Origin of the sequence: Acidovorax bellezanensis (genome assembly GCF_025421555.1) — a bacterium.
Classification (GTDB): Bacteria; Pseudomonadota; Gammaproteobacteria; order Burkholderiales; family Burkholderiaceae_C; genus Comamonas; species Comamonas bellezanensis.
Window position 1 is genome coordinate 593,627 of the sequence record NZ_JAODYH010000001.1, and the last position, 23,493, is coordinate 617,119.

Genomic DNA, 23,493 nt, shown 5'->3' on the forward strand with positions numbered 1-23,493 from the left:
GTATACGTCCTCGCTCAGCGCTTGACCACGGGTTTGAAGCCGCGGGGCCACTTGGCGGCGGGCAGATCCCAGCGGGCCTGGATCATTTGCGCGCGCTCGTCGAGCACGGCACGCGTGGGGCGCGAAGCCGTGCGCTGGGCCAGCACCACGGTATTGCCTTCGCGCGTGGGCTTGAAGGCCCACAAGGCGTCTTCGCCAAAGGCTTCGGCCATCTTTGCCAGGCTTTTCTCAAAGCTCGACGAGCGCCCGAACAGGTTCACCGTCATGCAGCCGTCTTCGGTCAGCAGCGCCCGGCAGTCGGCATAGAACTCGGCGCTGTCGAGCACCGGCGCGGCCGCGTCGTGGTCATACAGGTCGACGGCCAGCGCATCCACCTGGTTTTCCCAACCGGGGCGGCGGATTTCCTCGGCCGCGTCGGCCAGCACCACCTGCAGGCGCGGGCCGTTGTGCGGCAGCTTGAACCAGCTGTGGCACACGGCGATCACCTGGGGATTGAGTTCGATGGCCGTGGTCTGCATGCGCAGTTTCTTGTGGCAGAACTTGGTGATCGCACCGGCCCCCAGGCCCAGCTGCACGGCGTAGCGCTTGGTCACGCTGGCCGGATCGACAAACAGCAGCCAGGCCATCATGCGCTGCACGTACTCCAACTCGAGCGCGAACGGCTCCTTGATCCGCATCGAGCCCTGGATCCAGGGCGTTCCCAGGTGCAGATGGCGCACTTCACCATCGTCCGAGACACTGACTTCGGGCAGCTCTTCGCTGTCGGTTTTATTGCGGCTCACTTCGTCACCAATCCAAAAGCGGCCAGGGCATCGTGCCAGGCCATCCGTTTACGTTCAAAACTCCAGGCCGCATTCGCAGGGCTGGTCGAAGGCAGCTTGAAGGCCTGCAAGGGCACGCTCGCCCCTGGCGGGTATGCCCCAGGCGGGTATGCCCCGGCCTCGTTCAGCGCTGCCAGGGCTGCGCCCGCATGGCGAAAGCTCTCGGCGCCGTTGTGCGCCAGGCCCCGCAATTGCGGGCAGCGCGCGCGCAGCGCGGCGAAATCGTTGACCTGCGGGCGGCGTATGGCCGCGTCCAGGCTGCCCTGGCGCTCGCAGCTGTCATACACGTCCCACAGGCCCAGCCCGCGCTCCAGCAACCAGGCACAGCGCCCGGCGTAGTCCTGCGGCCCCGGCTGGGGGTGCGCCGGCCACAGCGCCTGCAACAGGCGCCAGAACTGGTTTTGCGGGTGAGCATAGTACTGCTGGACGGCCAGCGAGGCCACGCCCGGGAAACTGCCCAGCACCAGCAACTGCGTCCGCGGCCCGACCACCGGCGCCAGCCCCTGCAGGCGGGCATCCGCGCCCTGCACCGGAGCCGACAAGGCAGGCGCAGTTGCGGGAGACAGGTGAGGGGTCACGGACATGGCCTGCATTCTGGCCCGAAACCAGTCCTGCACGCTGGGCAGGCAGTATTCAGAGCAAGGCGGCCAAGCCCGGCAGAGCGGCGCAGGCATTGGCCGTCGTGGCCTGGGCCAAGTCTTCTACAGGGATGCCGCGCAGTTCGGCGATGACCGCCGCAATGCGCGGCAGCTCGGCCGGGCTGTTGCGGCCCTGGGGCTGGCCGGCGGAGCGTTGCTCGGCCGTGGCATAGATCCAGTGGGGCGGGATGTCGGGGGCGTCGGTTTCCATGACCAGCGCCGACAGCGGCAGCTCGGCCGCGAGCCGGCGCAGCTTGAGGGCGCGCTCATAGGTCACGGCACCGCCAAAACCCAGCTTGAAGCCCAGGTCGACAAAGGCCTGGGCCTGTTGCGCGCTGCCGTTGAACGCATGGGCGATGCCGCCGCGAACGGGCGCAGCGCGCAGCACCTGCAGCAGGCGGTCGCTGGACTGGCGCACATGCAGGATCACCGGCAGGTCGAAGCGACGCGCCAGCTGGATCTGCGCACGGTAGATCTGCAGCTGCTGTCCGGCATCCAGCCCGGGCACGAAGAAATCCAGCCCGATCTCGCCCACGGCCAGCAGCCGCGGGTCATTGCGCTGCGCGGCCAGCGCCTGGGCCAGATGGTCGATATCGTCCGCGCCCGCCCGGGGCGTGAACAAGGGGTGAATGCCCAAGGCATAGCTGTCGCCCTGGGCATGGGCCAGGTCGCGCACGGTCTGCCAGTTGCCGCGCTCCACGGCCGGAATCACGCAGTGGCCCACGCCCGCGCCGCGGGCCGCGGCGCGCACCGCCGCCCGGTCGGCGTCGAATTCCGACGCGTCCAGGTGGCAGTGGCTGTCTATCCACATGGGCAAAGCCTCAGTTCAACTGCCCCTGCACCAGGCGCACCACCCGGTCGCACTTGGCGGCCAGCGATTCGTCGTGCGTGACCATCACGAAGGCCGTGCCCTTGTCGCGCGCCAGGCCCAGCATCAGCGCGAACACGCCGTCGGCCGTGCTGCGGTCCAGATTGCCCGTGGGCTCGTCGGCCAGCACGCAGGCCGGCTCGGTCACCAGGGCACGGGCAATCGCCACGCGCTGGCGCTCGCCGCCCGACAGTTCGGAAGGGCGGTGCTGGACCCGGTCCTGCAGGCCCACGGCCGTGAGCATCTGGCGCGCACGCTCGCGGCATTCGGCCACGGGCAGGCGGCGTATGCGCAGCGGCATGGCCACATTGTCCAGCGCGCTGAACTCGGGCAACAGGTGGTGGAACTGGTAGATGAAGCCCAGGTGCTGGTTGCGCAGCTGGCCCTGCTCCGTCGGCGACAGCTGCTCCAGTGCCTGGCCCTTGAGCCAGACGCTGCCGTCGCTGGGCGCATCCAGGCCGCCGAGCAAATGCAGCAAAGTGCTTTTGCCCGAACCCGAGGCACCGACCACGGCCAGGGTCTCGCCCGCGGCCACCGACAGATCGACGCTGCGCAGCACCTGCACATCCAGGCGCCCTTCGGTAAAACGCTTGCTCAGCGCACGCGCCTGCAACACTACGGCTTGGGAATTATTCATAACGCAGCGCCTCCGCCGGGTTCACGCGGCTGGCGCGCCAGCTGGGATAAATCGTTGCCACAAAGGACAGGATGAGGGAAATCACGGCAATCGGCGCGATGTCCGAGCTTTGCGGCTCGCTGGGCATCTTGCTGATCAGGTAAATGTCCTTGGGCAGGAAGCTGGCGTTGAACGCATGCTCTATGGCCGGCACGATCACGTCGATGTTCAGCGCGATGCCCAGGCCCAGGGCCAGTCCGCCCAGCGTGCCGATCACACCGACCATGGCCCCCTGGACCATGAAGATGCCCATGATGCTGCGCGGGCTCGCGCCCAGCGTGCGCAGGATGGCGATGTCGGCGCGCTTGTCGGTCACGGTCATGACCAGCGTCGACACCAGGTTGAACGCGGCCACGGCGACGATCAGCGTGAGGATGATGAACATCATGCGTTTTTCCAGCTGCACGGCCGAGAACCAGGTCTTGTTCTGCTGCGTCCAGTCGCGGATCAGCAGGTGGTCGCTGAGCGTGTCGGCCAGCTCGCGTGCCACCTTGGGCGCTTCGTGCAAGTCCTTGAGCTTCAGGCGCACGCCGGTCGGGCCTTCGAGGCGGAACAGCCGCTCCGCATCCTGGTAGTGCAGCAGCACCAGCGCCGAGTCGTATTCGTAATGGCCGGAATCAAAGGTCCCGGCCACCGTCATCTGCTTGAGGCGCGGCACGACGCCGGCCGGTGTGACCTGGCCGCCGGGCACGATCAGCGTGACGGCATCGCCGCGCCGCACGCCCAGCGAGCGCGCCAGTTCACTGCCCAGCACGACGCGGAACTCGCCAGGCACCAATTGGGCCAGCGCCTGGGCATTGGCTTCGGCCAGCTCGGTGACTTCGGCTTCGCGCGCCGGATCGATGCCGCGCACCAGCGCGCCTTTCATGTCTTCGCCGCGCGCCAGCAGCGCCTGGGAAGCGACGAACGGCGCTGCGCCTATCACTTGCGGGTTTTGCTTGGCTTCGGCCAGCGTGCGCTCCAGGCTGGGCAAGGCCGCGCCCTGGGGCGCGAAGATTTCAATGTGCGAGACCACGCTGAGCATGCGGTCGCGTACTTCCTTCTGGAAGCCGTTCATCACGCTGAGCACGATGATCAGCGCGGCCACGCCCAGCGCAATGCCCAACATGGACACGCCGGAAATGAAAGAAATGAAGCCGTTGCGACGCGTCGCGCGCCCCGCACGGGTGTAACGCCAGCCCAAGGCCAGCTCATAGGGTATTTGCATGGTGTCGGCATTGTGGCATTGCCGCGCCAAGCCCCTGCGCTTGCGCTGGTGACCCGCGCCCGACCCTTGCCCGGCATGCGACACGCCCGCTGCCCGACAATAGCGGCCATGCCCGTGCCCACGCCCCCTACCGATTCCCTGCCCTCCTCCGCCGGCCCTGCCGCTGACATCGCCCCCATCGTGGCCTTCGCCAGCGCGGCCTCCGAAGGGGCCATGGCCCTTTGGCCCACGCTGCGGCTGCCCCATCTGCAGCAACTGCTGCAGCATGCGCGCGTGGTGCACAGCGACCAGGGCGACGAAGCCGATTTCTGCCCGCCGCACGAGCGCGCCTGGGCACGCCAGCTGCAGTTGCCCATGTCGCACGGCTGCGTGCCCTGGGCCGCCTGGCAGCAGCAGGCCGCCGATCCCGCGCCCCAGGAGACGGCCTGGGCCTGGCTCTCGCCCTGCCATTGGCGCATAGGCGCCGACACCGTCCACATGGGTGACCCGGCCCAGTTGGCGCTGGACGAGGCCCAGTCGCGCGCGCTGCTGGACATCCTCGCGCCCTGGTTCGCCGAAGACGGCATCACACTGCAATTCCAGCGCCCCGACCGCTGGCTGGCCCGTGGCGCGCCGCTGGACGGCCTGTGCACGGCGTCGCTGGACCGGGTGATAGGCCGCGATGTGCGCCGCTGGCTGCCCGACGCGCAGACCGCGCGCACCATCAACCGCCTGCACAGCGAAGTGCAGATGCTGCTCTACACCCACGCGTTCAACGACAGCCGCGCCAACCATGGCCTGCCGCCCGTCAATGCCTTCTGGCTGCACGGCGCGGGCCGGCTGCAGGCACCTGTACCTGTGCAGCCACGGCCGGCCCATGCTGAACTAGCAGCGCTGCGCGACGCCGCCTTGCAGGAAAACTGGGCCGCCTGGGGCCTGGCCTGGGAACAGCTCGACGCCAGCCTGCTGCGCGAACTGCTCACGGCCCACCAGGGCGGCGCGGCCGTGCAGCTGACGCTCTGCGGCGAACGCAATGCCCTGACCTGGCAGCCCCAACGCCCCGGTGCCTGGCAAAAAATCCAATCTGTTTTCAAGCCAAAGGGCTTGCCCGACCTGCCCTCCATGCTATGAAAATCATTGAACGCAATATTCCCGCCGCCATGCTGACGGCCTTGCAGCAGGCGGGCATACACCCCTTGCTGGCCCAGCTGTATGCCGCGCGCGGCGTGCATTCGGTGGAAGAGCTCAACGACGCGCTGGCGCGCCTGCTGCCGCCGTCGGGCCTGCTGGGCATGGACGCCGCGGCGCGGCTGCTGGCCGATGCCATCGCCAGCGACAAGCGCATGTGCATCGTCGCCGACTACGACTGCGACGGCGCCACGGCCTGTGCCGTGGCCGTGCTGGGCCTGCGCCTGCTGGGCGCGCGCCATGTGGACTACCTCGTGCCCGACCGCGTGGTCGACGGCTACGGCCTGACGGCCTCGATCGCGCGGCGCGTCAAGGAACGCGGCGCCGACCTGCTGATCACCGTCGACAACGGCATCAGCAGCGTCGATGGCGTGGCCCAGGCGCGCGCGCTGGGCATGCAGGTGCTGGTCACCGACCACCACCTGCCCGGGCCCGAGCTGCCCCAGGCCGATGCCCTGGTCAACCCCAACCAACCGGGCTGCGGTTTCGAGAGCAAGTCCATGGCCGGCGTGGGCGTGATGTTCTACGTGCTGATGGCACTGCGCGCCGAACTGCGCACGCGCGGCATCTTCGACAAGGACAGCCAGCCCCGGCTCGAGCCCCTGCTGCCGCTGGTGGCCCTGGGCACGGTGGCCGACGTGGTCAGGCTCGACGCCAACAACCGGCGCCTTGTGGCCCAGGGCCTCAAGCGCATACGCACGGGCCAGATGCAGCCCGGCATTGCCGCGCTGTTCCAGGCCGCGGGCCGCAAATCACAGGTGGCCACCACCTTCGACTTCGGCTTCGCCCTGGGCCCGCGCATCAATGCCGCCGGCCGCCTGGCCGACATGACGCTGGGCATTGAATGCCTGCTGACCGAAGACCGGGGTCGCGCGACCGAGCTGGCCCAGGCGCTGGACGCGATCAACCGCGAGCGCCGCGTGATCGAAGGCGGCATGCGCGAACAGGCCTTGCTGATGGCCGAAAGCCTGTTCGCCGAAAGCGAGGAAGCGCCGCCCGCGATCAGCGTGTTCGATCCCGACTTCCACGAAGGCGTGGTCGGCATCGTCGCTTCGCGCATCAAGGACAAGCTGCACCGCCCCAGCTTCGTCTTCGCTGCCAGCGCCGCGCCCGGCCACGAGCACGAACTCAAAGGCTCGGGCCGCTCGATTCCGGGCTTTCACCTGCGCGACGCGCTGGACCTGGTGGCCAAGCGCCATCCGGGCGTGCTGCTGCGCTTTGGCGGCCACGCCATGGCCGCGGGCTGCACCATAGACAAGCAGCATTTCACGCTCTTCGAGCAAGGCCTGGCCCAGGTCGCCCAGGAATGGCTGGACGCCGCCACGCTCACCCGGCGCATAGAGACCGACGGCCCCCTGGCGCCCGAATACTGTGACGCCGACCTGGTGGACAAGCTGCACCAGGAAGTCTGGGGCCAGGGCTTTGCGGCGCCCACGTTCAGCGAGGAAGTGGAAGTGCTGTCCCAGCGCCTGGTCGGCGAAAAGCATTTGTCGCTCAAGCTGCGCCACCAGGGCCTGCCCGTGGACGGCATCTGGTTCGGCCACACCGAGCCGCTGCCCGAGCGCGTGCTGATTGCATTCCGTCTTGACGTCAACGAATGGCGCGGCGAGCGGCGCGTGCAGTTCCTGCTCGAAGGGGCGGAAAAAAGAGGCACCCCCTGAGCCGCTGACGCGGCATGGGCCGCCCCGGCTTCCCCCTCACAACCTTCGGTGCCGGGGGACGGCATCGGCCGGCCTACAATGGGTCCGTGCCCACTTACCTCAACGCCGACCTGCATTGCCACTCCGTTTTCTCGGACGGCACCCTCACTCCCGAAGAACTGGCCGTGCGCGCGCACGCCAATGGCGTGGAGCTGTGGGCGCTGACCGACCACGACGAAATCGGCGGCCAGCAGCGGGCCGCGGCGGCGGCCAAGGCCCAGGGCCTGGCCTACCTCAGCGGCGTAGAAATCTCCGTCACCTTTGCCAATGAAACCGTCCACATCGTGGGCCTGGGGTTCGACCCCGCCAATGCCGCGCTCGACGCGGGCCTGGCCCAGACGCGCGGCGGCCGCGGCCCTCGGGCCCTGGAAATGGCCCGCCAGCTGGAGCTGGCCGGCATTCCCGGCAGCTACGAAGGCGCGCTGCGCTACGTGGGCAACCCGGCGCTGATCTCGCGCACCCATTTCGCCCGCTTTCTGGTCGAAACCAAGGTCTGCCGCGACATGGGCGAAGTGTTCCGCAAATACCTGACCGAAGGCAAGCCGGGCTTTGCGCCGCACCGCTGGGCACGTCTGCAGGACGCCGTGCAGTGGATCACCGGCGCTGGCGGCGCCGCCGTGATCGCCCACCCCGCGCGCTACCGCTTCACGGCCAATGAGGAATACGCGCTGTTTTCCGAATTCAAGACCCATGGCGGCCAGGGCGTGGAAGTCGTCACCGGCAGCCATACGGCGTCGGAATACCTGACCTATGCGGGCATGGCCAAGGAATTCGGCCTGGCCGCCTCGCGCGGCAGCGACTTCCACAGCCCGCAGGAATCGCGCACCGATCTGGGGACCCTGCCCCTTCTTCCCGGAGCGCTGACACCCGTTTGGGAACTGCTGGCCGAGCGCGTACAGCAGCCCTGATTTCCCCCGTCCATCCTCGACACGGAGCGCTTGCAAATGGCCCAGTACTTTGAAGCCCACCCCGACAACCCCCAGCCCCGCCTGCTCAAGCAGGCCGTCGCCCTGCTGCAAAAAGGCGGCGTGCTGGCCGTTCCCACGGATTCGAGTTACGCCCTGGTCTGCCACCTGGACGACCGGGACGCCGTGGAGCGCATACGCCGCATCCGCCAGATCGATGAAAAACACCATCTGACGCTGCTGTGCCGCGACCTGTCGGAACTCGCGACCTACGCCCAGGTCGACAACCGCCAGTACCGGCTGCTCAAGCTCGGCACGCCCGGTCCCTATACCTTCATCCTGGACGCGACCAAGGAAGTGCCGCGCCGCGTCAGCCACCCGCAGCGCAAGACCATAGGCCTGCGCGTGCCCGACCGCAAAGGCCTGTTGCTGCTGCTGGAGATGCATGGCGCGCCGCTACTGGCCACGACCTTGATTCCCGCCGGCGAGACCGAAGCGCTGAACGACCCGCAGGAAATCCGCGAGCGCTATGAAAAGCTGCTCGACGGCATCGTCGACTCCGGCGGCTGCCCGCTGGAACCCACTACCGTGATCGACCTCACGGCCATGACCAATGGCGGCGACCCCGTCGTCGTACGCCAGGGTCGGGGCGAGTTGCAGCGGCTGGGGCTGTAAGCGACCGCCCCGCCGCGCCTCAGTCCGTCAGGGCCAGAATGCGCACCGCGTTGCGCTGCGGACCGCGCGCGGCGGTCCGCTCCAGCGACGGGCGGTAGGCGACGGGCGCGGGAGCGGGCTCGTCGTCCAGCTTGAACGCTCCCACGGCCAATTGCAGGTCCTGCGCGCGCTCCGACAAGGCCTGCGCGGCCTGCCCCGCCTGTCCGACCAGGCTGGCGTTTTCCTGGGTCGCACCATCCATGTGGGCCACGGCCAGATTGACCTGGGCGATGCCTTCGCTTTGTTCATGCAAGGCCTGCGATATTTCGCCCAGCAGTCCCGTGACCTGGCCTACGGCACCCACGATTTCCTGCATGGTCTTGCCGGCCTGACCGACCAGGCCCGAGCCGCTTTGCACCTGGTCCACGCTGGCCGTGATCAGCGCCTTGACCTGCTTGGCGGCTTCCGCCGAACGCCCGGCAAGGCTGCGCACTTCGCTGGCCACCACCGCAAAGCCCCGGCCCTGATCGCCGGCACGCGCGGCCTCGACGGCCGCATTCAAGGCCAGGATATTGGTCTGGAAAGCAATGCCTTCGATGACCTGGATGATGTCGACGATCTTGCGCGAGCTGCTGCTGATGGCTTCCATGGTCTGCACCACCTGGCCGACCACCACGCCGCCGCGTTCGGCCGTGGCCGATGCGCCCACCGCCAGGCCGCTGGCCGAGCGTGCCCGGTCGGCGTTCTGGCGCACCGTCACGGTGAGCTGCTCCATGCTGGCTGCGGTTTCGGTCAGCGAAGCCACCTGGTCTTCTGTGCGGCGCGACAGGTCGACATTGCCGGCATCGATTTCCGCGGCCGACACCGTGATCGAATCCGTCGACTGCTGAATGCGGCCGACCAGCTCCGTGAGCGTGTCTTCCATGGTTGCCAGCGCGCCCAGCAAGCGACCGAAATCGCCTTGCTCGTTCGAACTGAATTCCTGGCTCAGATCGCCCGCCGCCACGGTCTCGGCGATCAGGATGGCCTGCTGCAACGGCCGCACAATGCCCTGGCGCAGGCTGACCCAGGCCGCGGCCGCCAGCACGCAGACCGCGCCGCCCAGCCCCCAGACCCACCAGCGCACGCGCTCCAGCGCGGTCTGTGCCACGTCGGTCGCGCCTCCGGCCTGCAGCGCATGCTCGGCGGCCCCCAGCGACCAGCCGACCACGGCCATCATCGCCACCATCAACGCGCAAATCCCGCCAAAGGCGATCACCAGCCGCGTGCCAATCTTCCAGCTTCCGAATCCCATGTCTGCCCCTCGCCGCGCCTGGCGCGTCTGTCTCGGTGTTGTATTGGTTTTAAGAGCCTGTACAAGGTCTTTTCCGGGGATGCGTTGCCCCCTCCTGGCGGTTCAGGCAAGGCGCACGCCGCAAGATGCACTGGTGTGCATCGAGGACGGGCAACGCAGCATGGGCCGTCAGGAGGGGGCAACCCGAAGGGCATGCAGCCCACGCCACGCCCTTCGTCGTTGCCCACTTTGCCCATACTGACGTATGGGCTGCAGCGTGCGCCTAGAAGGACGCGCCGTGGACTACATGCGCATCCGCGGAAAAGATCTTGCACAGGCTCAAGGATTGATCTAGCGAGATCGCCGACAATCCACTTGCATTCTGCAACAAATTGACAAAACCACCTCTACGGACTTGCCCCGCCCAAGCGCCCGCGCAGCACGCTCCTGGCGCTGGTCTGAGACAATCTGCGTGTGAATTACACAGAACTCCTTCAAACCGTCCTCATTTATGCCCTGCCCGTCCTGTTCGCCATCACGGTGCACGAGGCCGCCCACGGCTATGCCGCGCGCCACTTTGGCGACAACACGGCCTATATGCTGGGGCGCATCACGCTCAACCCGCTCAAGCACATCGATCCCGTCGGCACCATTCTGATGCCGCTGATGCTGTACTTCGCGACGTCGGGCGCTTTCCTGTTCGGCTATGCCAAGCCCGTGCCGGTGCGCTTCGACCACCTGCGCAACCCCAAGCGCGACATGATCTGGGTGGCGCTGGCCGGCCCCGCGTCGAATTTTGTGCAGGCCATCCTCTGGGCCGTCGTGCTGGTGGTGCTGGTGACCACCGGCGTGCAAGAGCGCTTCTTCGTCGAGATGGCCCGCGCCGGCATTGCGGTCAACCTGGTGATGTGGGCCTTCAACCTTTTCCCGCTGCCGCCGCTGGACGGCGGCCGCATCCTGGCCGGCCTGCTGCCCTGGAGACAGGCGCAATGGCTGGAGCGCATAGAACCCTATGGCTTTTTCATCGTGATGGCCCTGGTGATCTTCGGCATCGTCGGCAGCCTCTGGCTGCGTCCCCTGATGAACCTGGGCTACGGCGCCATCAACTGGCTGCTGACACCGCTGCTGATGCTGCTGCGCTGATCCTCTCTCTTGTTTTTGCGAAATATTGCTGTCTCCCATGTCTACTACCCGCTTTCTCACCGGCATCACCCCTTCGGGCACGCCCCATCTGGGCAACTACGTGGGCGCCATCCGTCCGGCCGTGTTGTCGAGCCAGCGCGCCGACGTGCAGAGCTTTTACTTTCTGGCCGACTACCACGCGCTGATCAAGTGCTCCGACCCGGCGCGCGTGCAGCGCTCGACGCTGGAAATCGCCGCGACCTGGCTGGCCGCCGGGCTGGATCCGGAAAAAGTCATGCTTTACCGCCAGTCCGACGTGCCTGAGATTCCCGAGCTGTGCTGGTTGCTGACCTGCGTCACCGGCAAGGGCCTGCTCAACCGCGCCCATGCCTACAAGGCCTCGGTCGACAAGAACGTGGCCGCGGGCAACGATGTCGACGCCGATGTCACGGCCGGCCTGTTCATGTACCCGGTGCTGATGGCGGCGGACATTCTGATGTTCCAGGCCAACAAGGTCCCCGTGGGTCGCGACCAGGTCCAGCACCTGGAGATGGCCCGCGACATCGCGTCCAGCTACAACCACCTCTACGGCGAATTGCTGGTGCTGCCCGAAGTCGTGATCGACGACAACGTCGCCACCTTGCCCGGCCTCGACGGCCGCAAGATGAGCAAGAGCTACAACAACACCATTCCGTTGTTCACGCCGCGCGAGCAGTTGCGCAAGCTGATCAACGGCATCACCACCGACTCGCGCGCGCCCGGCGAGCCCAAGGAAGTCGAAGGCTCGGCCCTGTTCCAGCTCTACCAGGCCTTTGCCACGCCGGAGGAAAGCGACGCCCTGCGCCAGCAGTACGCCCAAGGCATCGCCTGGGGCGACGCCAAGCAGCTCGTCTTCGAGCGCCTGGATCTGGAAATCGCGCCCATGCGTGCGCGCTACGAAAGCCTGATGGCCGATCCGGCGCAGATCGAAAAAGTGCTGCTCGCTGGCGGCGCCCGCGCCCGTGCGCTGGCCACGCCTTACATGCACCAGCTGCGCCAGGCGGTCGGCCTGCGCAGCCTGGCCAAGGTCGATGCCCCGCAGAGCGCCAAGGCCCACAAGTCGGCGCTGCCCCAGTTCAAGCAATACCGCGAAGCGGACGGCAAGTTCTATTTCAAGCTGCTGTCCGCCACCGGCCAGTTGCTGCTGCAAAGCACGGGCTTTGATGCGCCCAAGGAAGCCGGCCAGAGCATTGCCCGTCTGCAGCAGCAGGGAACGGCGGCACTGGCCGAGCTGGCGTCGCGCCTGGCGCCCGTGGAAGGCGTGGGCGGCGAGGACGTCGCCCAGGCCCTGGACCAGTTGCTGGCCGCCGCCAACGCCTGAACACAAAGGAACCCTGATGCGCCGCATTGCTGCCTTGGACGATGACCCCTTGCATCTGGAAATGATGCAGCGTGTGGTGCAGGGCGCGGGCCACATCTGCCGCACCCACGCCACCAGCGCTTCGCTGATGCAGGACATGCGTCGCGAGACTTTCGACCTGCTGATCGTCGACTGGGAACTGCCCGACATCTCCGGTCCGGAAGTGGTGCAGTGGGTGCGCGCTCAGGAAGGCCTGGACCTGCCCATCCTGTTCATCACCCACCGCAGCGAGGAAAGCGACATCGTCGCCGGCCTGGCCTGCGGCGCGGACGACTTCATGGTCAAGCCGGTGCGCGTGGGCGAGCTGACCGCGCGCATCCAGGCCCTGCTGCGCCGCGCCTATCCGAAAAGCCAGGATGACGTGCAGGAGTTCGGCCCCTACCGCTTCACCGCCTCCATCCAGTCGCTGGAGTTCAACGGGCAGCCGGTCGAGCTGACCCACCGCGAATACGCGCTGGCGCTGCTGCTGTTCCAGAACGAAGGTCGGCTGATGTCACGCGACCACCTGCGCGATGCGATCTGGGGACAAAGCGCCGAAGTGCTGTCGCGCTCGCTGGACACCCACATCTCGCGCCTGCGCCAGTTGCTGAACCTGCGCCCTGGCCAGCAATACGCGATTTCCGCCATCTACGGCTATGGTTATCGGCTGGATATGCACGTGCCACCCGCGGCCTTGACCGATACCGCGGCGGCCCCTTAGCCCGCAGCAAACATTGGCGGCCTGGCCGCCTCTTTTTTTTGAAAAGCCCCGCCCATGATTGTCCTTCGCCCCGTTGTACCCGCCCATCCCCCGCCGACCACGGCGCGGACCACCCCCAAGGCCCTGCAGCAGGCCTTGATGATCCTGGCACTGGGGCTGGGCTCGGCGGCGCATGCGGCGCCGCCGCTCATGGTGGACGGGCTGATTGCCCACCGCGTGGCCCCTGGCGACACGCTGGAGCAGATCGCGCAGCACTACCTGGGCGACCACCGCCTGTGGCCCGAACTGCAGTCCTTCAATCGCGTGGCGAATCCCTTGCGACTGCAGCCGGGCTTCACCCTGCGCTTTCCCGACAAGCTGCTGCAAATGGCCACGGCCTCCATCGAATTCGTGCAGGGCCGGGCGGTGGCGATCTCGCCCGCGCGCCACAGCGCCGACAGCCGTGACCTGCCCGCCCAGCGCCGCAACCTGCAGGTGGGCGAAGTGGTGCAGGAAGGCGATCAACTGCAATTGGACCCCAACGCTTTCGTCGCCGTGCGCCTGGCCGACGGCTCGCTGGTGCGCGTGCAGGCCCAATCCGACGTGCAGCTGCAGCAAATGCGCCGGCGTGGCCGCGCCGGCAGCCTGCAGTCGGTGCTCGAGTTGCAGTCGGGCGGACTCGACGCGTCGATCACGCCCGAGCCGGCCAACCCCCGCCGCTTTGAAATCCGCACGCCCGTGGCCTCGACCAGCGTGCGCGGCACCCGTTTTTCCGTCCAGGTCGACGCGACCGGACGCACCATCGCCGCAGTCGATGAAGGCGCCGTGGCCGTGGCTGCGGCGGATGCAGCCAACGCTCGCCGCCGTGGCGCGGCGCCAGAGCCGGTGCTCACCGCCGGCCACGGCCTGGCCATCGCGGCCGACGGCCGCCAGGGCCCGCCCAGCGCCTTGCTGGCCGCCCCCGATGTGACGGGCCTGCCCGAACGCTTTGAAGATGCCTACTGGCTGGACATCGCCTTGCCCGCGATCGCCAGTGCCAGCAGCTACCAGCTGCAAGTGGCCAGGGATGCGCAATTCAGCCAGGTGGTGCGCAGCGCCACCAGCGACAGCCCCCAGGTACGCATGGCCGCCGTCGACGACGGCGACTACCTGCTGGCCGTGCGCGCCATCGACGCCCAAGGCATTCCCGGGCGTGTGGCGCAACGCAGCATCCGCGTCAAGACCCAGCCCGTGCCACCGCTCTACCAGGCGCCCGCTGCCGCCGGCATCCTGCCGCTGAATGCCGGCACGCTGCAATGCACCGGCGTTCCCGGTGCCGTCGCCTATCGCATCCAGGTCGCGGGCGCTGCGGGATTTGCCCAGCCGGTGCTCGATGGCCAGGCCAGCGAATGCCAGCTGTCCGTGGCCGCGCTGCCTGTGGGCAGCTACCAGTGGCGCGCCGCCAGCATCCGCAGCACGCCCACCCAAGCCGCCGACCAGGGCCCGTTTGCCGCCGGCCAGGCGTTCAGCGTGGCCTCGCCGCCACCGACCCTGTCGGCCGCCGATCTCGACCTGGGCAGCGCGGGCGACACCGCCCGACTGAGCTGGCCCGGCCAGCCAGGCCAAAACTACCGCCTCAAGGTGGCCAGCGACCTGAACTTCAGCGATGTGCTGTTCGACGCCGTGCTCGACGAGCCACGCTGGTCCGCCAGCACGCTGGCGCCCGGCAACTACTACGTGCAATTGCAAGTCATTGATGCCAACGGTCTGCGCAGCCGCTTTTCCGAGGCCCGCGAGTTTGCCGCCGGCAGCACCGTGCTGGACGGTTCCGGCCAGCGCCTGCGCAACGGCGCCGGACTGTTTGTGCACCGGCCCTGAAGGCTGCGCCGTCCTTGTCCCCCACCGCCCCCAGCCGCCGCCGAGGTTTTCGCTGGCAACGCCTTGAATGGGCGGCGCTGGCCGCGGCCATTTTTGCGCTGGTCCTGTGGTTCAGCGGACCCGGGCACTTCGACCGCACCAATGCTGCCGTGCAGGACGTCGCCAGCGGGCTGTACCAGCCCCAGGCCTCGCCCGACATCGTCATCATCGCCATCGACGACGCCAGCCTCGCCGCCATAGGCCGCTGGCCCTGGCGGCGCGCGCTGCATGCGCAACTGCTGCAACAGATTGCCCCGCAAGCCCCCTTGGCCATAGGCATGGACATCCTGTTCAATGAAGAAGACCTGGACTACCCCGGCGATGATTTGCTGCTGGCGCGGGCGATTCAGCGCAGCGGCCGCGTGGTGCTGCCCGTCGTGCAAGGCAGCTACGGCTCGGCAGGCATGACAGGCTCCACGGATCTGCCTCTGGCCGCCCTGTCCCGAGGGGCCGCGGCGCTGGGCCATGTCCATGTGCAGGTCGACACCGATGGCGTGGCGCGCAGTTTCTTTGCCTGGCAAGGCCCGCAAGGCAAGCCCTGGCCGCATCTGGCCCTGGCCATGCAGTGCCTGGCACAAACCGCGCCAGACATCTGCGACCCGCCGGTGCAGGCCAAGCCTTCCGGCGGCAGCTGGCAGCGCCAGCAGCGCGAAATCATCAATTTCGCCAAGGCCGATCCACCGTTCACGCGCTACTCCTACATCGACGTGCTGCGGGGCACGATTCCGGCCGCGGCGTTTCGCCACAAATACGTGCTGATCGGCGCGACCGCCACCGGCCTGGGCCAGGGCTTTGTGCCCCCTTCGGGCACCGGCCTGCGACAACTGCCCAATGTGGACATGGTCGCCCATGTACTCAACGGCACGCTGCAGGGCAGCCACCTGCAACCCGCATCGCCCTGGGCCAACCGGCTGTTCAATGCCGTTCCCGTGCTGCTGGCCCTGGTCGCGCTGACGGTGCTGGGCCCGTCCACGGCGCTGATGGTCTGCGCCGCCCTGGTCGGCCTGACCCTGTTGGCCACCGGCCTGGCGCCGCTGGTGGCGGGCGTGCAGTTCGCACCGGCGGCCGCCTTGGTGGCCCTGGTCTTGATTTATCCGCTGTGGAGCTGGCGGCGCCTGAATGCCGCAGCCCACTTCCTGGGCCTGGAAATGCAGGACCTGCAGCGACAAGGCCTGCCCCTGATGCAGGCCGGCGGCCTGGCGCGGGGCGATTTCCTCGAGCGCCGCATCAGCGCCGTCGAGCATGCTTCACGCCAACTGCGCGAACTGCACCACTTCGTCAGCGAAAGCCTGCTGCAGTTGCCGTCCGCCACCTTTGTCTGCGACGACCAGGGCCGGGTACTGCTGGCCAACACCCTGGCCCAGCAGTACGCCGCCAGCCTGGACCAGCAAGAGATCGTCGGCCTGGGTCTGCCCGCGCTGCTGCAAGACCTCAAGGACCGCGACAGCGGCGCCCCGCTGCTCACGCAGGACAGTCTGCGCGCGGGCCAGCCGCCCACGCAGGCCGAAGGGGACGACCGTCTGGGGCGCAGCCTGTTGCTGCTGCGCAAGCCCCTGGCCACGGGCACCACCACCGGCTGGATCGTCACCCTGGTCGACCTGAGCGACATGCGGCGCGCCCTGGCCCAGCGCGACCAGGCCATGCACTTCATTTCGCACGACATCCGCGCGCCCATAGGTTCCATCCTTACCTTGCTGGAAATGCAGCGCGCCTATGGGGCCCAGGTGACGCCCGAGCTGACGGAACGCATCGCACGCTACGCCCAGTCTTCGCTGACGCTGGCCGACGATTTCGTGCACCTGGCACGCGCCCAGCACCAGCCTTTGCGCCAGGAGAGCGTGGACCTGGCCTGGGTGCTCGAGCAGGCCATAGACGACAGTTGGGCACAGGCCAGCGCCCAAGGCATGGTGCTGGTCCACCAGCCATCGGAACAGGCGGCCCTGGTCTGGGGCGACGCTTCGCTGCTGCGCCGCGCCATCGCGAATGTCATAGGCAATGCCATCAAATACGGCCAGCCGCCGCCGCAGCGCCGCAGCCAGGCCGCGCCCAGCATCGAATGCACGCTGGTCGCGCGCGATGCGGCCTGGGCCCTGTCGGTGCACGATGCCGGCCCCGGCATTCCAGCCGAGCAGCAAGGCCGGTTGTTCCAGGCCTTCGACAGGCTGCAGCACCAGCACGATGCGCAGACCAGCGGCGTGGGCCTGGGACTGACCTTTGTCCAGACCGTGGTCGTGCGCCACGGCGGACAGATCGAAGTGCTCAGCGGGCCCGACACCGGCACCACGTTCACGCTGGTGTTCCCCAGGAGCGGCAGCACCCCCTGAGCCGCTTCGCCGGATGGCAGGCCCCGTCTTCCCCCTCTCATCCTTCGGTGGAGGGGGACGGCACCCTCGGTGCGGGGCGGCCCTTCCTCGGTGCCCCTGACCTGGGACATGCCAGTCTGAGCGACTGCGGATGGCGCTAGCGCTACGGATCACTGACTCCGTTTCCTGGCGTGGAAAACGAAAAAACCTCAGAACATTTCTGTTCTGAGGTTTGTCGTTTGGTGCGGCTGGCAGGAATTGAACCCACGACCCCTTGGTTCGTAGCCAAGTACTCTATCCAACTGAGCTACAGCCGCTAAGCTTCGTATTCTAACCCTGGTTTTTCGACCCTTCAGGGAAAAATGCTTATTTATTTGCAATAGCCACTATGATGCTCACCAGAAGACCGGCGCCTTGGCCCATTTCTTCAGGCTGCGCCGTGAGGCATCCAGCAGGTCCGGGCGCCGCGCCGCCAGCCAGCCCAGCGCAAACCAGGCCTGGGGCTGGCCAGGCAGCATGCGGGTGAACACCTGCTCGGCCACCACCAGATCGTTGTACTGGCCCAGTGCATCCTGGGCCGGCTTGAGGCGCTCCAGGAAGGCGCTCACCTTTTTCGCGCCAAACAGGGATGACGCGAACTCAATGCCATAACGCAGGCGCTTGAGGCGCCGGCGCGTGCGGTGGCGCTGGGCATCGTCGAACGACGCATAGGCCTTGGCATCCTTGGCCAGTTGGCGCTGCAAGTGCTTGAGCCGGGCCGCGGCCAGTGCCCGCAGGGCGGCCGCCGACGCAGGCTCGGCAGGCTCTGGCTGCGCGGCATTGGAAAACGCAATCAGCGCCAGCCAGACCAGGGTGGTGGCCGGCGCGCGCAAAGCATCGTCCACCGCCGTGTCGGCCGCTTCGGCGGGCAGTTCCGCCAAGGGCGCTCCCGCCGCCTGCAGCGCCGGCAGCAGGTCGGCTTGCAGCGCATCCCGGTCCCGCGCCGCGCCCAGCTGGCCGAACAGCTCCGCCAGGGAGGGACTCCAGTTGACATCCACTTCGGGCGACCAGTCGCCGTAGATGCGCAAGGCCGTGCGCAGGCGGCGCAAGGCCACCCGGGTCTGGTGCACATGCTCGGGCTCCGCCACCCCGCCCGCCACTTCGGCCGCATTCGGCAGCAGATGGGCCAGGCAGGACCCCACCATCTGCCGCAGCGCGGCGTCGGGCGAGTGCGGTTCCTTGAGCACCACCTGCTGGCCATATTGCGGCGCGATGGACTTCTCGCCCCGCGCCAGCTGCTGGCCGCGCTCGGCCTTGCTGACCACATCCAGCCACAGGCCGTGGCGCTCGGTCCAGCGCGCCGCCAGCGCCACCAGCCCCGCCACCGTGCCCGCCTTGAGCTCGAACTCGATCTCGTACAGCTCCCGGCGTTCGCTGCCGGCACGGATTTCGCCAATGTCCAGCGCCACTTCGGCCAGCACGCCCGGGCTGCGGATCAGGCGCAAAGTGCGCTGTACATCGGTCTCGTAATACACCTGCAGGCTCGCGGCCTGGTCGCCCAGGGCGGCGGCCAGCAGCTCGCCCGCGGCCGTGCCCGCATGCAGCGCCAGGTCCAGCACCGGCTCGCCCGAGCCATCCAGTGGGGTCACGCGCGGCACTTCATGCTCCAGCCGACTCCAGCGGTTGGCACCGGGACACTTGAGCGTCTGAACCCAGACCTCTCCCTCCTGGCGCAGGCGCAGCGTGACATGGGCCGTCGCCAACCGCCGGTCGGGCGTGTCAAAGTATTTCGCCTGCAGTCGCAGGGTCTGCGCCTTGGCCGTGGCCACCGCCCGGCGCAAGGCCGCGCGCCGCGCCAACGGCACCTGGAATTTCAGTTCGATTTCGGTCATTTGATTGTTCCAATCCTCCAGAGGGTGCGCTGCGCGCCCTGCTCCCATCTTGTTTTCTGACTATAGCGGGGGGCGCGAAACGCCGCGTCCTCATTTCGCAGCATTGGGTAACAATGATTCCTACCAACACATAACAAGGGACAAACACATGAGCAGCACGCGGCAAGGCTTCAGGGTTTCACGCCTCATGATCCGTTGGGCGCGGACCACGCCATGAGTGCCATCGATCCGCGCACGCGCCTGCTGCTGGAAGCACCCATCGTGCCAACGGTCCTGCGCATGGCGGCGCCCAATGTGCTGGTCATGCTCACACAGGCGTCCATCGGCCTCATAGAAACCTATTTCGTCGGCAAGCTCGGCAGCGACGCGCTGACCGCGATGGCGCTGGTGTTTCCGCTCGTCATGTTGATGCAGATGTGCTCCTCTGGCGCGATTGGCGGCGGCATCGCGTCGTCGATTGCGCGGGCCATAGGCGCACGCCGCCTGGACGACGCCAATGCGCTGGTGCTGCACGCGCTGGTGATCGCGCTCGGCTTCAGCCTCGCGTTCAGCCTGGCGCTGCTGCTGGGCGGGCCATGGCTTTACCGGCAGATGGGCGGCAGCGGCGCGGCACTGCACGGCGCGTTGATCTATTCGAACATCGTCTTTTCCGGCGCGGTGCTGGTGTGGGTGTTCAACGCGCTGGCGGCCATGATTCGCGCCACCGGCAACATGCTGATGCCTGCCAAAGTGACGGTGGCGGGCGCGCTGGTGCTGATCCCGCTGTCGCCCTTGCTGATCTTCGGCTGGGGTCCGCTGCCCGGCATGGGAATCGCCGGCGGCGCCGTCGCGCTGCTGCTCTACTACCTCGGTGGCACGCTGGTCTTCTGGCGCTACCTGCGCTCTCCCAGCAGCCTGCTCAAGCCGCGGCTGGCGGGCGCACGGCTGCGCTGGCCGCTGTTCCAGGACATCTTGGGCGTAGGCCTTATCGGAGTGGTGTCCACCGTGGCCACCAACCTGTCGATCAGCATCGCGACGGCGCTGTCAGGGCATTTCGGCCCCGACGCCATTGCGGGCTACGGCACCGCCGTGCGCCTCGAATACCTGCTGGTGCCGCTGTCGTTCGGCTTTGGCGCACCGCTGCTGGCCATGGTCGGCACCTGCATCGCCGCCGGCAACCGCGAGCGGGCGCTCAAGGCCGCGTGGGTCGGCGCGGCCATGACCTTTGCGATCACCGAAACCATAGGCCTGACCGCGGCGTTCTTCCCCTACGCCTGGCTGAACTTGTTCGGCACCGAACCTGCCATGCTGGAAGCCGGCGCCGCCTACCTGCGCGTGGTCGGGCCGCTCTACGGCTTCTTCGGCCTCGGGCTGGTGCTGCACTTCGCGTCGCAAGGCGCAGGGCGCCTGCAGTGGCCCGTGATCGGCAACCTCCTGCGCCTGGCCGTAGCCGGCTTCGGCGGATGGCTGGCCTTGCGCTGGGGCGGCGAGCTGGTGCATGTGTTCATTGCGCAAGGCGTGGCGATCATGGTCTACGGCCTCTTCATCGCGGCCACCGTCGCCGGCGGCGCATGGTTTGGCCGCCTGGGCTGGCCATGCAGCACGGCCACGCTGCTGCGGCGTTTGCCCGTGACCTGACGCCCTTCGAGGGATGGCCGGGGCTTGTAATATCCCGCCCATGAGCTCCCTCGCCACACGCCATCCGGCCAACCCTCAGCTGATGCATATCGGCATCAACACCCAGGGTCGCGACTTCGCCGTGGGCGATATCCATGGCAGCTTCGGCGCGCTGCAGCGCGCGCTGGACCGCATCGGTTTTGTGCCCGGTCAGGACCGGCTGTTTTCCGTCGGCGACCTGGTGGACCGCGGACCCGAGTCCGATCAGGTGCTGGACTGGCTGGACCGTCCCTGGTTCCACGCGATCTGCGGTAACCACGACTTCATGGTCTGGCGCACGGCACTGGGCGACCCTTTCCCGGACGTGAATTTCCTCGACCATGGCGGCACCTGGTTCAATGCCCTCGCCCCCGAGCAGCAGCGCCAAGTCGGCGAGCGGCTGGCGGCCCTGCCCCTGGCCATGGAAGTGGAAACGCCCCAAGGCCTGGTCGGCATGGTGCATGCCGACTGCCCCTGCGACGACTGGCTGGACATGCAGAACCGGCCGCTTTCGGCCAATGCCCAGGACTACTGCCTGTGGTCACGCAAGCGCGTTCAACGCGGCGACACCAGCCCCGTGCGCAACGTGCGCGCCGTCATCCATGGCCACACGACACTGGCCCGCATGCAGACGCTGGGCAATGTGTTCTTCATCGACACCGGCGGCTGGCGCCCAGGCCATGGGCATTTCACTTTTGTGGAACTGCACACGCTCAAGGCCTTGCAAAGCCCGGCCTAGTTGGTCTGCGACAGCTGCGCCAGAATCGCCGGATTCTCCAGCGTGCTGGTGTCCTGGGTGATGGCTTCGCCCTTGGCCAGCGCGCGCAGCAGGCGGCGCATGATCTTGCCGCTGCGCGTCTTCGGCAGGTTGTCGCCAAAGCGGATTTCCTTGGGCTTGGCGATGGGGCCGATCTCCTTGGCCACCCAGTCGCGCAACTCCTTGGCTATCTGCTTGGCCTCCTCGCCCGTGGGACGGGGGCGCTTCAAGACCACGAACGCACAGATCGCTTCGCCCGTCACATCGTCGGGACGGCCGACCACGGCGGCCTCGGCCACCAGATCGGTCTTGGCCACCAGCGCCGATTCGATTTCCATCGTGCCCATGCGGTGGCCCGAGACATTGAGCACGTCGTCGATGCGGCCGGTGATGCGGAAATAGCCGCGATCGGTGCTGCGCACCGCGCCGTCGCCGGCCAGGTAAAAGCCTTTGAGCTCTTCGGGGAAGTAGCTTTTCTTGAAGCGCGCCGGGTCGTTCCAGATGTTGCGGATCATGCTGGGCCAGGGGCGCTTGATGACCAGAATGCCGCCCGTGCCGTTGGGAATGTCATGGCCCAGCTCGTCGACGACGGCGGCGGTGATGCCCGGCAGCGGCAAGGTGCACGAGCCCGGCACCAGCGGCGTCGCGCCCGGCAGGGGCGTGATCACATGGCCGCCGGTCTCGGTCTGCCAGAAGGTGTCGACGATGGGGCAGCGCTCGCCGCCCACATGACGGTGGTACCACATCCAGGCTTCGGGATTGATGGGCTCGCCCACGCTGCCCAGCAAGCGCAGGCTGGAGAGATCGCTGCGGTCCGGGTGCACGGCGGCATCGCCTTCGGCGGCCTTGATCAGCGAGCGGATGGCCGTGGGCGCGGTATAGAAGATGGAGCAGCGGTGGCGCTCAATCATCTGCCAGAAGCGTCCGGCGTCGGGGAAAGTGGGCACGCCCTCGAAGATGATCTGCGTCGCGCCCGCGGCCAGCGGCCCATAGGCCACATAGGTATGGCCGGTGATCCAGCCGATGTCGGCCGTGCACCAGAACACGTCGTCGGGACGCAGATCGAACGTCCACTCCATGGTCAGCTTGGCCCACAGCAGATAGCCGCCCGTGCTGTGCTGCACGCCCTTGGGCGTGCCGGTGGAGCCGCTGGTGTAGAGCACGAACAGCGGGTGCTCGGCACCCACGGCCACGGGTGCGCAGTCCTTGGACTGGCCGGCCATGACTTCGGCGAACGTCTTGTCGCGCCCGGGCTGCATGGCGCAGGCCGTGGCCGTGCGCTCATAGACCAGTACCTGGCGCACCGTGGTGCACAGGCCCGACGCCAGCGCATCGTCGACGATGGCCTTGAGCGGCAGCTCCTTGCCGCCGCGCATCTGGTAGTTGGCGGTGATCACCGCCACGGCGCCGGCGTCGATGATGCGTTCCTGCACCGCCTTGGCCGAGAAACCGCCGAACACCACGCTGTGCGTGGCGCCGATGCGCGCGCAGGCCTGCATGGCCACCACGCCTTCGATGGTCATGGGCATGTAGATCACGACCCGGTCGCCCTTTTGCACGCCCTGCGCCTTGAGCGCATTGGCGAACTGGCTCACGCGCTCGAGCAGCTCGCGGTAGCTGACGCGGGTCACGGTGCCGTCATCGGCCTCGAAAACAATGGCCGTCTTGTGCTCCGCGGGCGTGCCCATGTGGCGGTCCAGGCAGTTGGCGCTGGCGTTGAGCTCGCCATCGGCAAACCATTGGTAGAACGGGGCATTGCTCTCGTCCAGCGTCTGGCTGAACGGCCGGCTCCACTGCAGGTTCTCGCGCGCCAGCCGCGCCCAATAGCCTTCGAAATCAGCCTCGGCTTCGGCGCACAAGGCCTCGTAGGCCGGCATGCCGGAAATGCGGGCCACCTGGGCAGCCCGTGCATCGGGCACGAA

The 23,493-nt window shown here is 67.7% G+C and carries 19 protein-coding genes and 1 tRNA gene; 11 read left to right on the plus strand and 9 right to left on the minus strand.

The annotated features are described in order from the left end of the window. Positions 1 to 14: 14 nt before the first annotated feature. Genes N0K08_RS02665 through N0K08_RS02685 form a run of 5 tightly spaced genes read right to left on the minus strand, consistent with a single transcriptional unit; the run spans position 15 to position 4,210 of the window. Positions 15 to 782: a spermine/spermidine synthase domain-containing protein gene (locus N0K08_RS02665; RefSeq protein ID WP_261498434.1), complete on the minus strand. Its 768-nt coding sequence runs from the start codon at positions 780 to 782 to the stop codon at positions 15 to 17. Beyond that, positions 779 to 1,414: a DNA-deoxyinosine glycosylase gene (locus tag N0K08_RS02670; RefSeq protein ID WP_261498435.1), complete on the minus strand. Its 636-nt coding sequence runs from the start codon at positions 1,412 to 1,414 to the stop codon at positions 779 to 781. The genes N0K08_RS02665 and N0K08_RS02670 overlap by 4 nt, the downstream gene beginning before the upstream one ends. A 40-nt stretch (positions 1,415 to 1,454) precedes the next feature. Then, positions 1,455 to 2,270, minus strand: a complete 816-nt coding sequence (locus tag N0K08_RS02675; RefSeq protein WP_261498436.1) for a TatD family hydrolase — start codon at positions 2,268 to 2,270, stop codon at positions 1,455 to 1,457. 10 nt (positions 2,271 to 2,280) lie between these two features. Next, the gene (gene lolD, locus N0K08_RS02680) at positions 2,281 to 2,964 is read right to left on the minus strand and encodes a lipoprotein-releasing ABC transporter ATP-binding protein LolD (protein WP_261498437.1); all 684 of its coding nucleotides are present in this window, start codon (positions 2,962 to 2,964) and stop codon (positions 2,281 to 2,283) included. Continuing rightward, positions 2,957 to 4,210 carry a lipoprotein-releasing ABC transporter permease subunit gene (locus N0K08_RS02685; protein ID WP_261498438.1) on the minus strand — a complete coding sequence of 418 codons (1,254 nt, stop codon included), beginning with the start codon at positions 4,208 to 4,210 and terminating at the stop codon, positions 2,957 to 2,959. The genes lolD and N0K08_RS02685 overlap by 8 nt, the downstream gene beginning before the upstream one ends. A gap of 75 nt (positions 4,211 to 4,285) precedes the next feature. On the opposite strand from N0K08_RS02685, the gene N0K08_RS02690 reads away from it, so the two are divergent. From N0K08_RS02690 to N0K08_RS02705, 4 genes are all read left to right on the plus strand, one after another. Continuing rightward, the gene (locus tag N0K08_RS02690; protein ID WP_261498439.1) at positions 4,286 to 5,320 is read left to right on the plus strand and encodes a phosphoglycerate mutase; all 1,035 of its coding nucleotides are present in this window, start codon (positions 4,286 to 4,288) and stop codon (positions 5,318 to 5,320) included. After that, positions 5,317 to 7,038 carry a single-stranded-DNA-specific exonuclease RecJ gene (recJ, locus tag N0K08_RS02695; RefSeq protein WP_261498440.1) on the plus strand — a complete coding sequence of 574 codons (1,722 nt, stop codon included), beginning with the start codon at positions 5,317 to 5,319 and terminating at the stop codon, positions 7,036 to 7,038. Before N0K08_RS02690 ends, recJ begins: the two co-directional genes overlap by 4 nt. A gap of 86 nt (positions 7,039 to 7,124) precedes the next feature. Beyond that, a complete protein-coding gene (locus N0K08_RS02700) occupies positions 7,125 to 7,985 on the plus strand; it encodes a 3',5'-nucleoside bisphosphate phosphatase (protein ID WP_261498441.1) in 861 nt (286 codons plus the stop codon). Between the two features lie 36 nt (positions 7,986 to 8,021). Further along, positions 8,022 to 8,657 (plus strand): L-threonylcarbamoyladenylate synthase, encoded by a 636-nt coding sequence (locus N0K08_RS02705; protein ID WP_261498442.1) that lies wholly within the window; start codon positions 8,022 to 8,024, stop codon positions 8,655 to 8,657. A 19-nt stretch (positions 8,658 to 8,676) separates the two neighbouring features. Here the strand turns inward: N0K08_RS02705 and N0K08_RS02710 are convergent, their stop codons facing one another. Further along, positions 8,677 to 9,930: a methyl-accepting chemotaxis protein gene (locus N0K08_RS02710; RefSeq protein WP_261498443.1), complete on the minus strand. Its 1,254-nt coding sequence runs from the start codon at positions 9,928 to 9,930 to the stop codon at positions 8,677 to 8,679. A gap of 453 nt (positions 9,931 to 10,383) precedes the next feature. Between N0K08_RS02710 and N0K08_RS02715 the strand changes: the two genes are divergently transcribed. Genes N0K08_RS02715 through N0K08_RS02735 form a run of 5 tightly spaced genes read left to right on the plus strand, consistent with a single transcriptional unit; the run spans position 10,384 to position 17,329 of the window. Continuing rightward, the gene (locus N0K08_RS02715) at positions 10,384 to 11,052 is read left to right on the plus strand and encodes a site-2 protease family protein (RefSeq protein ID WP_261498444.1); all 669 of its coding nucleotides are present in this window, start codon (positions 10,384 to 10,386) and stop codon (positions 11,050 to 11,052) included. Positions 11,053 to 11,089: 37 nt separating this feature from the next. Beyond that, positions 11,090 to 12,391: a tryptophan--tRNA ligase gene (locus N0K08_RS02720; RefSeq protein WP_261498445.1), complete on the plus strand. Its 1,302-nt coding sequence runs from the start codon at positions 11,090 to 11,092 to the stop codon at positions 12,389 to 12,391. Positions 12,392 to 12,407: 16 nt separating this feature from the next. Next, positions 12,408 to 13,130, plus strand: a complete 723-nt coding sequence (locus N0K08_RS02725; RefSeq protein ID WP_261498446.1) for a response regulator transcription factor — start codon at positions 12,408 to 12,410, stop codon at positions 13,128 to 13,130. A gap of 54 nt (positions 13,131 to 13,184) precedes the next feature. After that, positions 13,185 to 14,966 (plus strand): FecR domain-containing protein, encoded by a 1,782-nt coding sequence (locus N0K08_RS02730; RefSeq protein ID WP_261498447.1) that lies wholly within the window; start codon positions 13,185 to 13,187, stop codon positions 14,964 to 14,966. Positions 14,967 to 14,980: 14 nt separating this feature from the next. Then, complete coding sequence (locus N0K08_RS02735) at positions 14,981 to 17,329, plus strand: CHASE2 and HATPase_c domain-containing protein (protein ID WP_261498448.1); 2,349 nt, start codon at positions 14,981 to 14,983, stop codon at positions 17,327 to 17,329. Positions 17,330 to 17,548: 219 nt separating this feature from the next. Here the strand turns inward: N0K08_RS02735 and N0K08_RS02740 are convergent. After that, positions 17,549 to 17,625: transfer RNA gene (locus N0K08_RS02740), tRNA-Arg, on the minus strand. A gap of 78 nt (positions 17,626 to 17,703) precedes the next feature. After that, the gene (locus N0K08_RS02745; RefSeq protein ID WP_261498449.1) at positions 17,704 to 19,179 is read right to left on the minus strand and encodes a CYTH and CHAD domain-containing protein; all 1,476 of its coding nucleotides are present in this window, start codon (positions 19,177 to 19,179) and stop codon (positions 17,704 to 17,706) included. Between the two features lie 213 nt (positions 19,180 to 19,392). Between N0K08_RS02745 and N0K08_RS02750 the strand changes: the two genes are divergently transcribed. Further along, entirely contained in the window at positions 19,393 to 20,796 is a 1,404-nt protein-coding gene (locus N0K08_RS02750; RefSeq protein ID WP_261498450.1) for an MATE family efflux transporter, read from the plus strand. 40 nt (positions 20,797 to 20,836) lie between these two features. Next, positions 20,837 to 21,553: a metallophosphoesterase gene (locus tag N0K08_RS02755; protein ID WP_408642889.1), complete on the plus strand. Its 717-nt coding sequence runs from the start codon at positions 20,837 to 20,839 to the stop codon at positions 21,551 to 21,553. Here N0K08_RS02755 and acs read toward each other — a convergent pair. Beyond that, the gene (gene acs, locus N0K08_RS02760) at positions 21,550 to 23,490 is read right to left on the minus strand and encodes an acetate--CoA ligase (protein WP_261498480.1); all 1,941 of its coding nucleotides are present in this window, start codon (positions 23,488 to 23,490) and stop codon (positions 21,550 to 21,552) included. The genes N0K08_RS02755 and acs overlap by 4 nt on opposite strands. Positions 23,491 to 23,493: the final 3 nt, after the last annotated feature.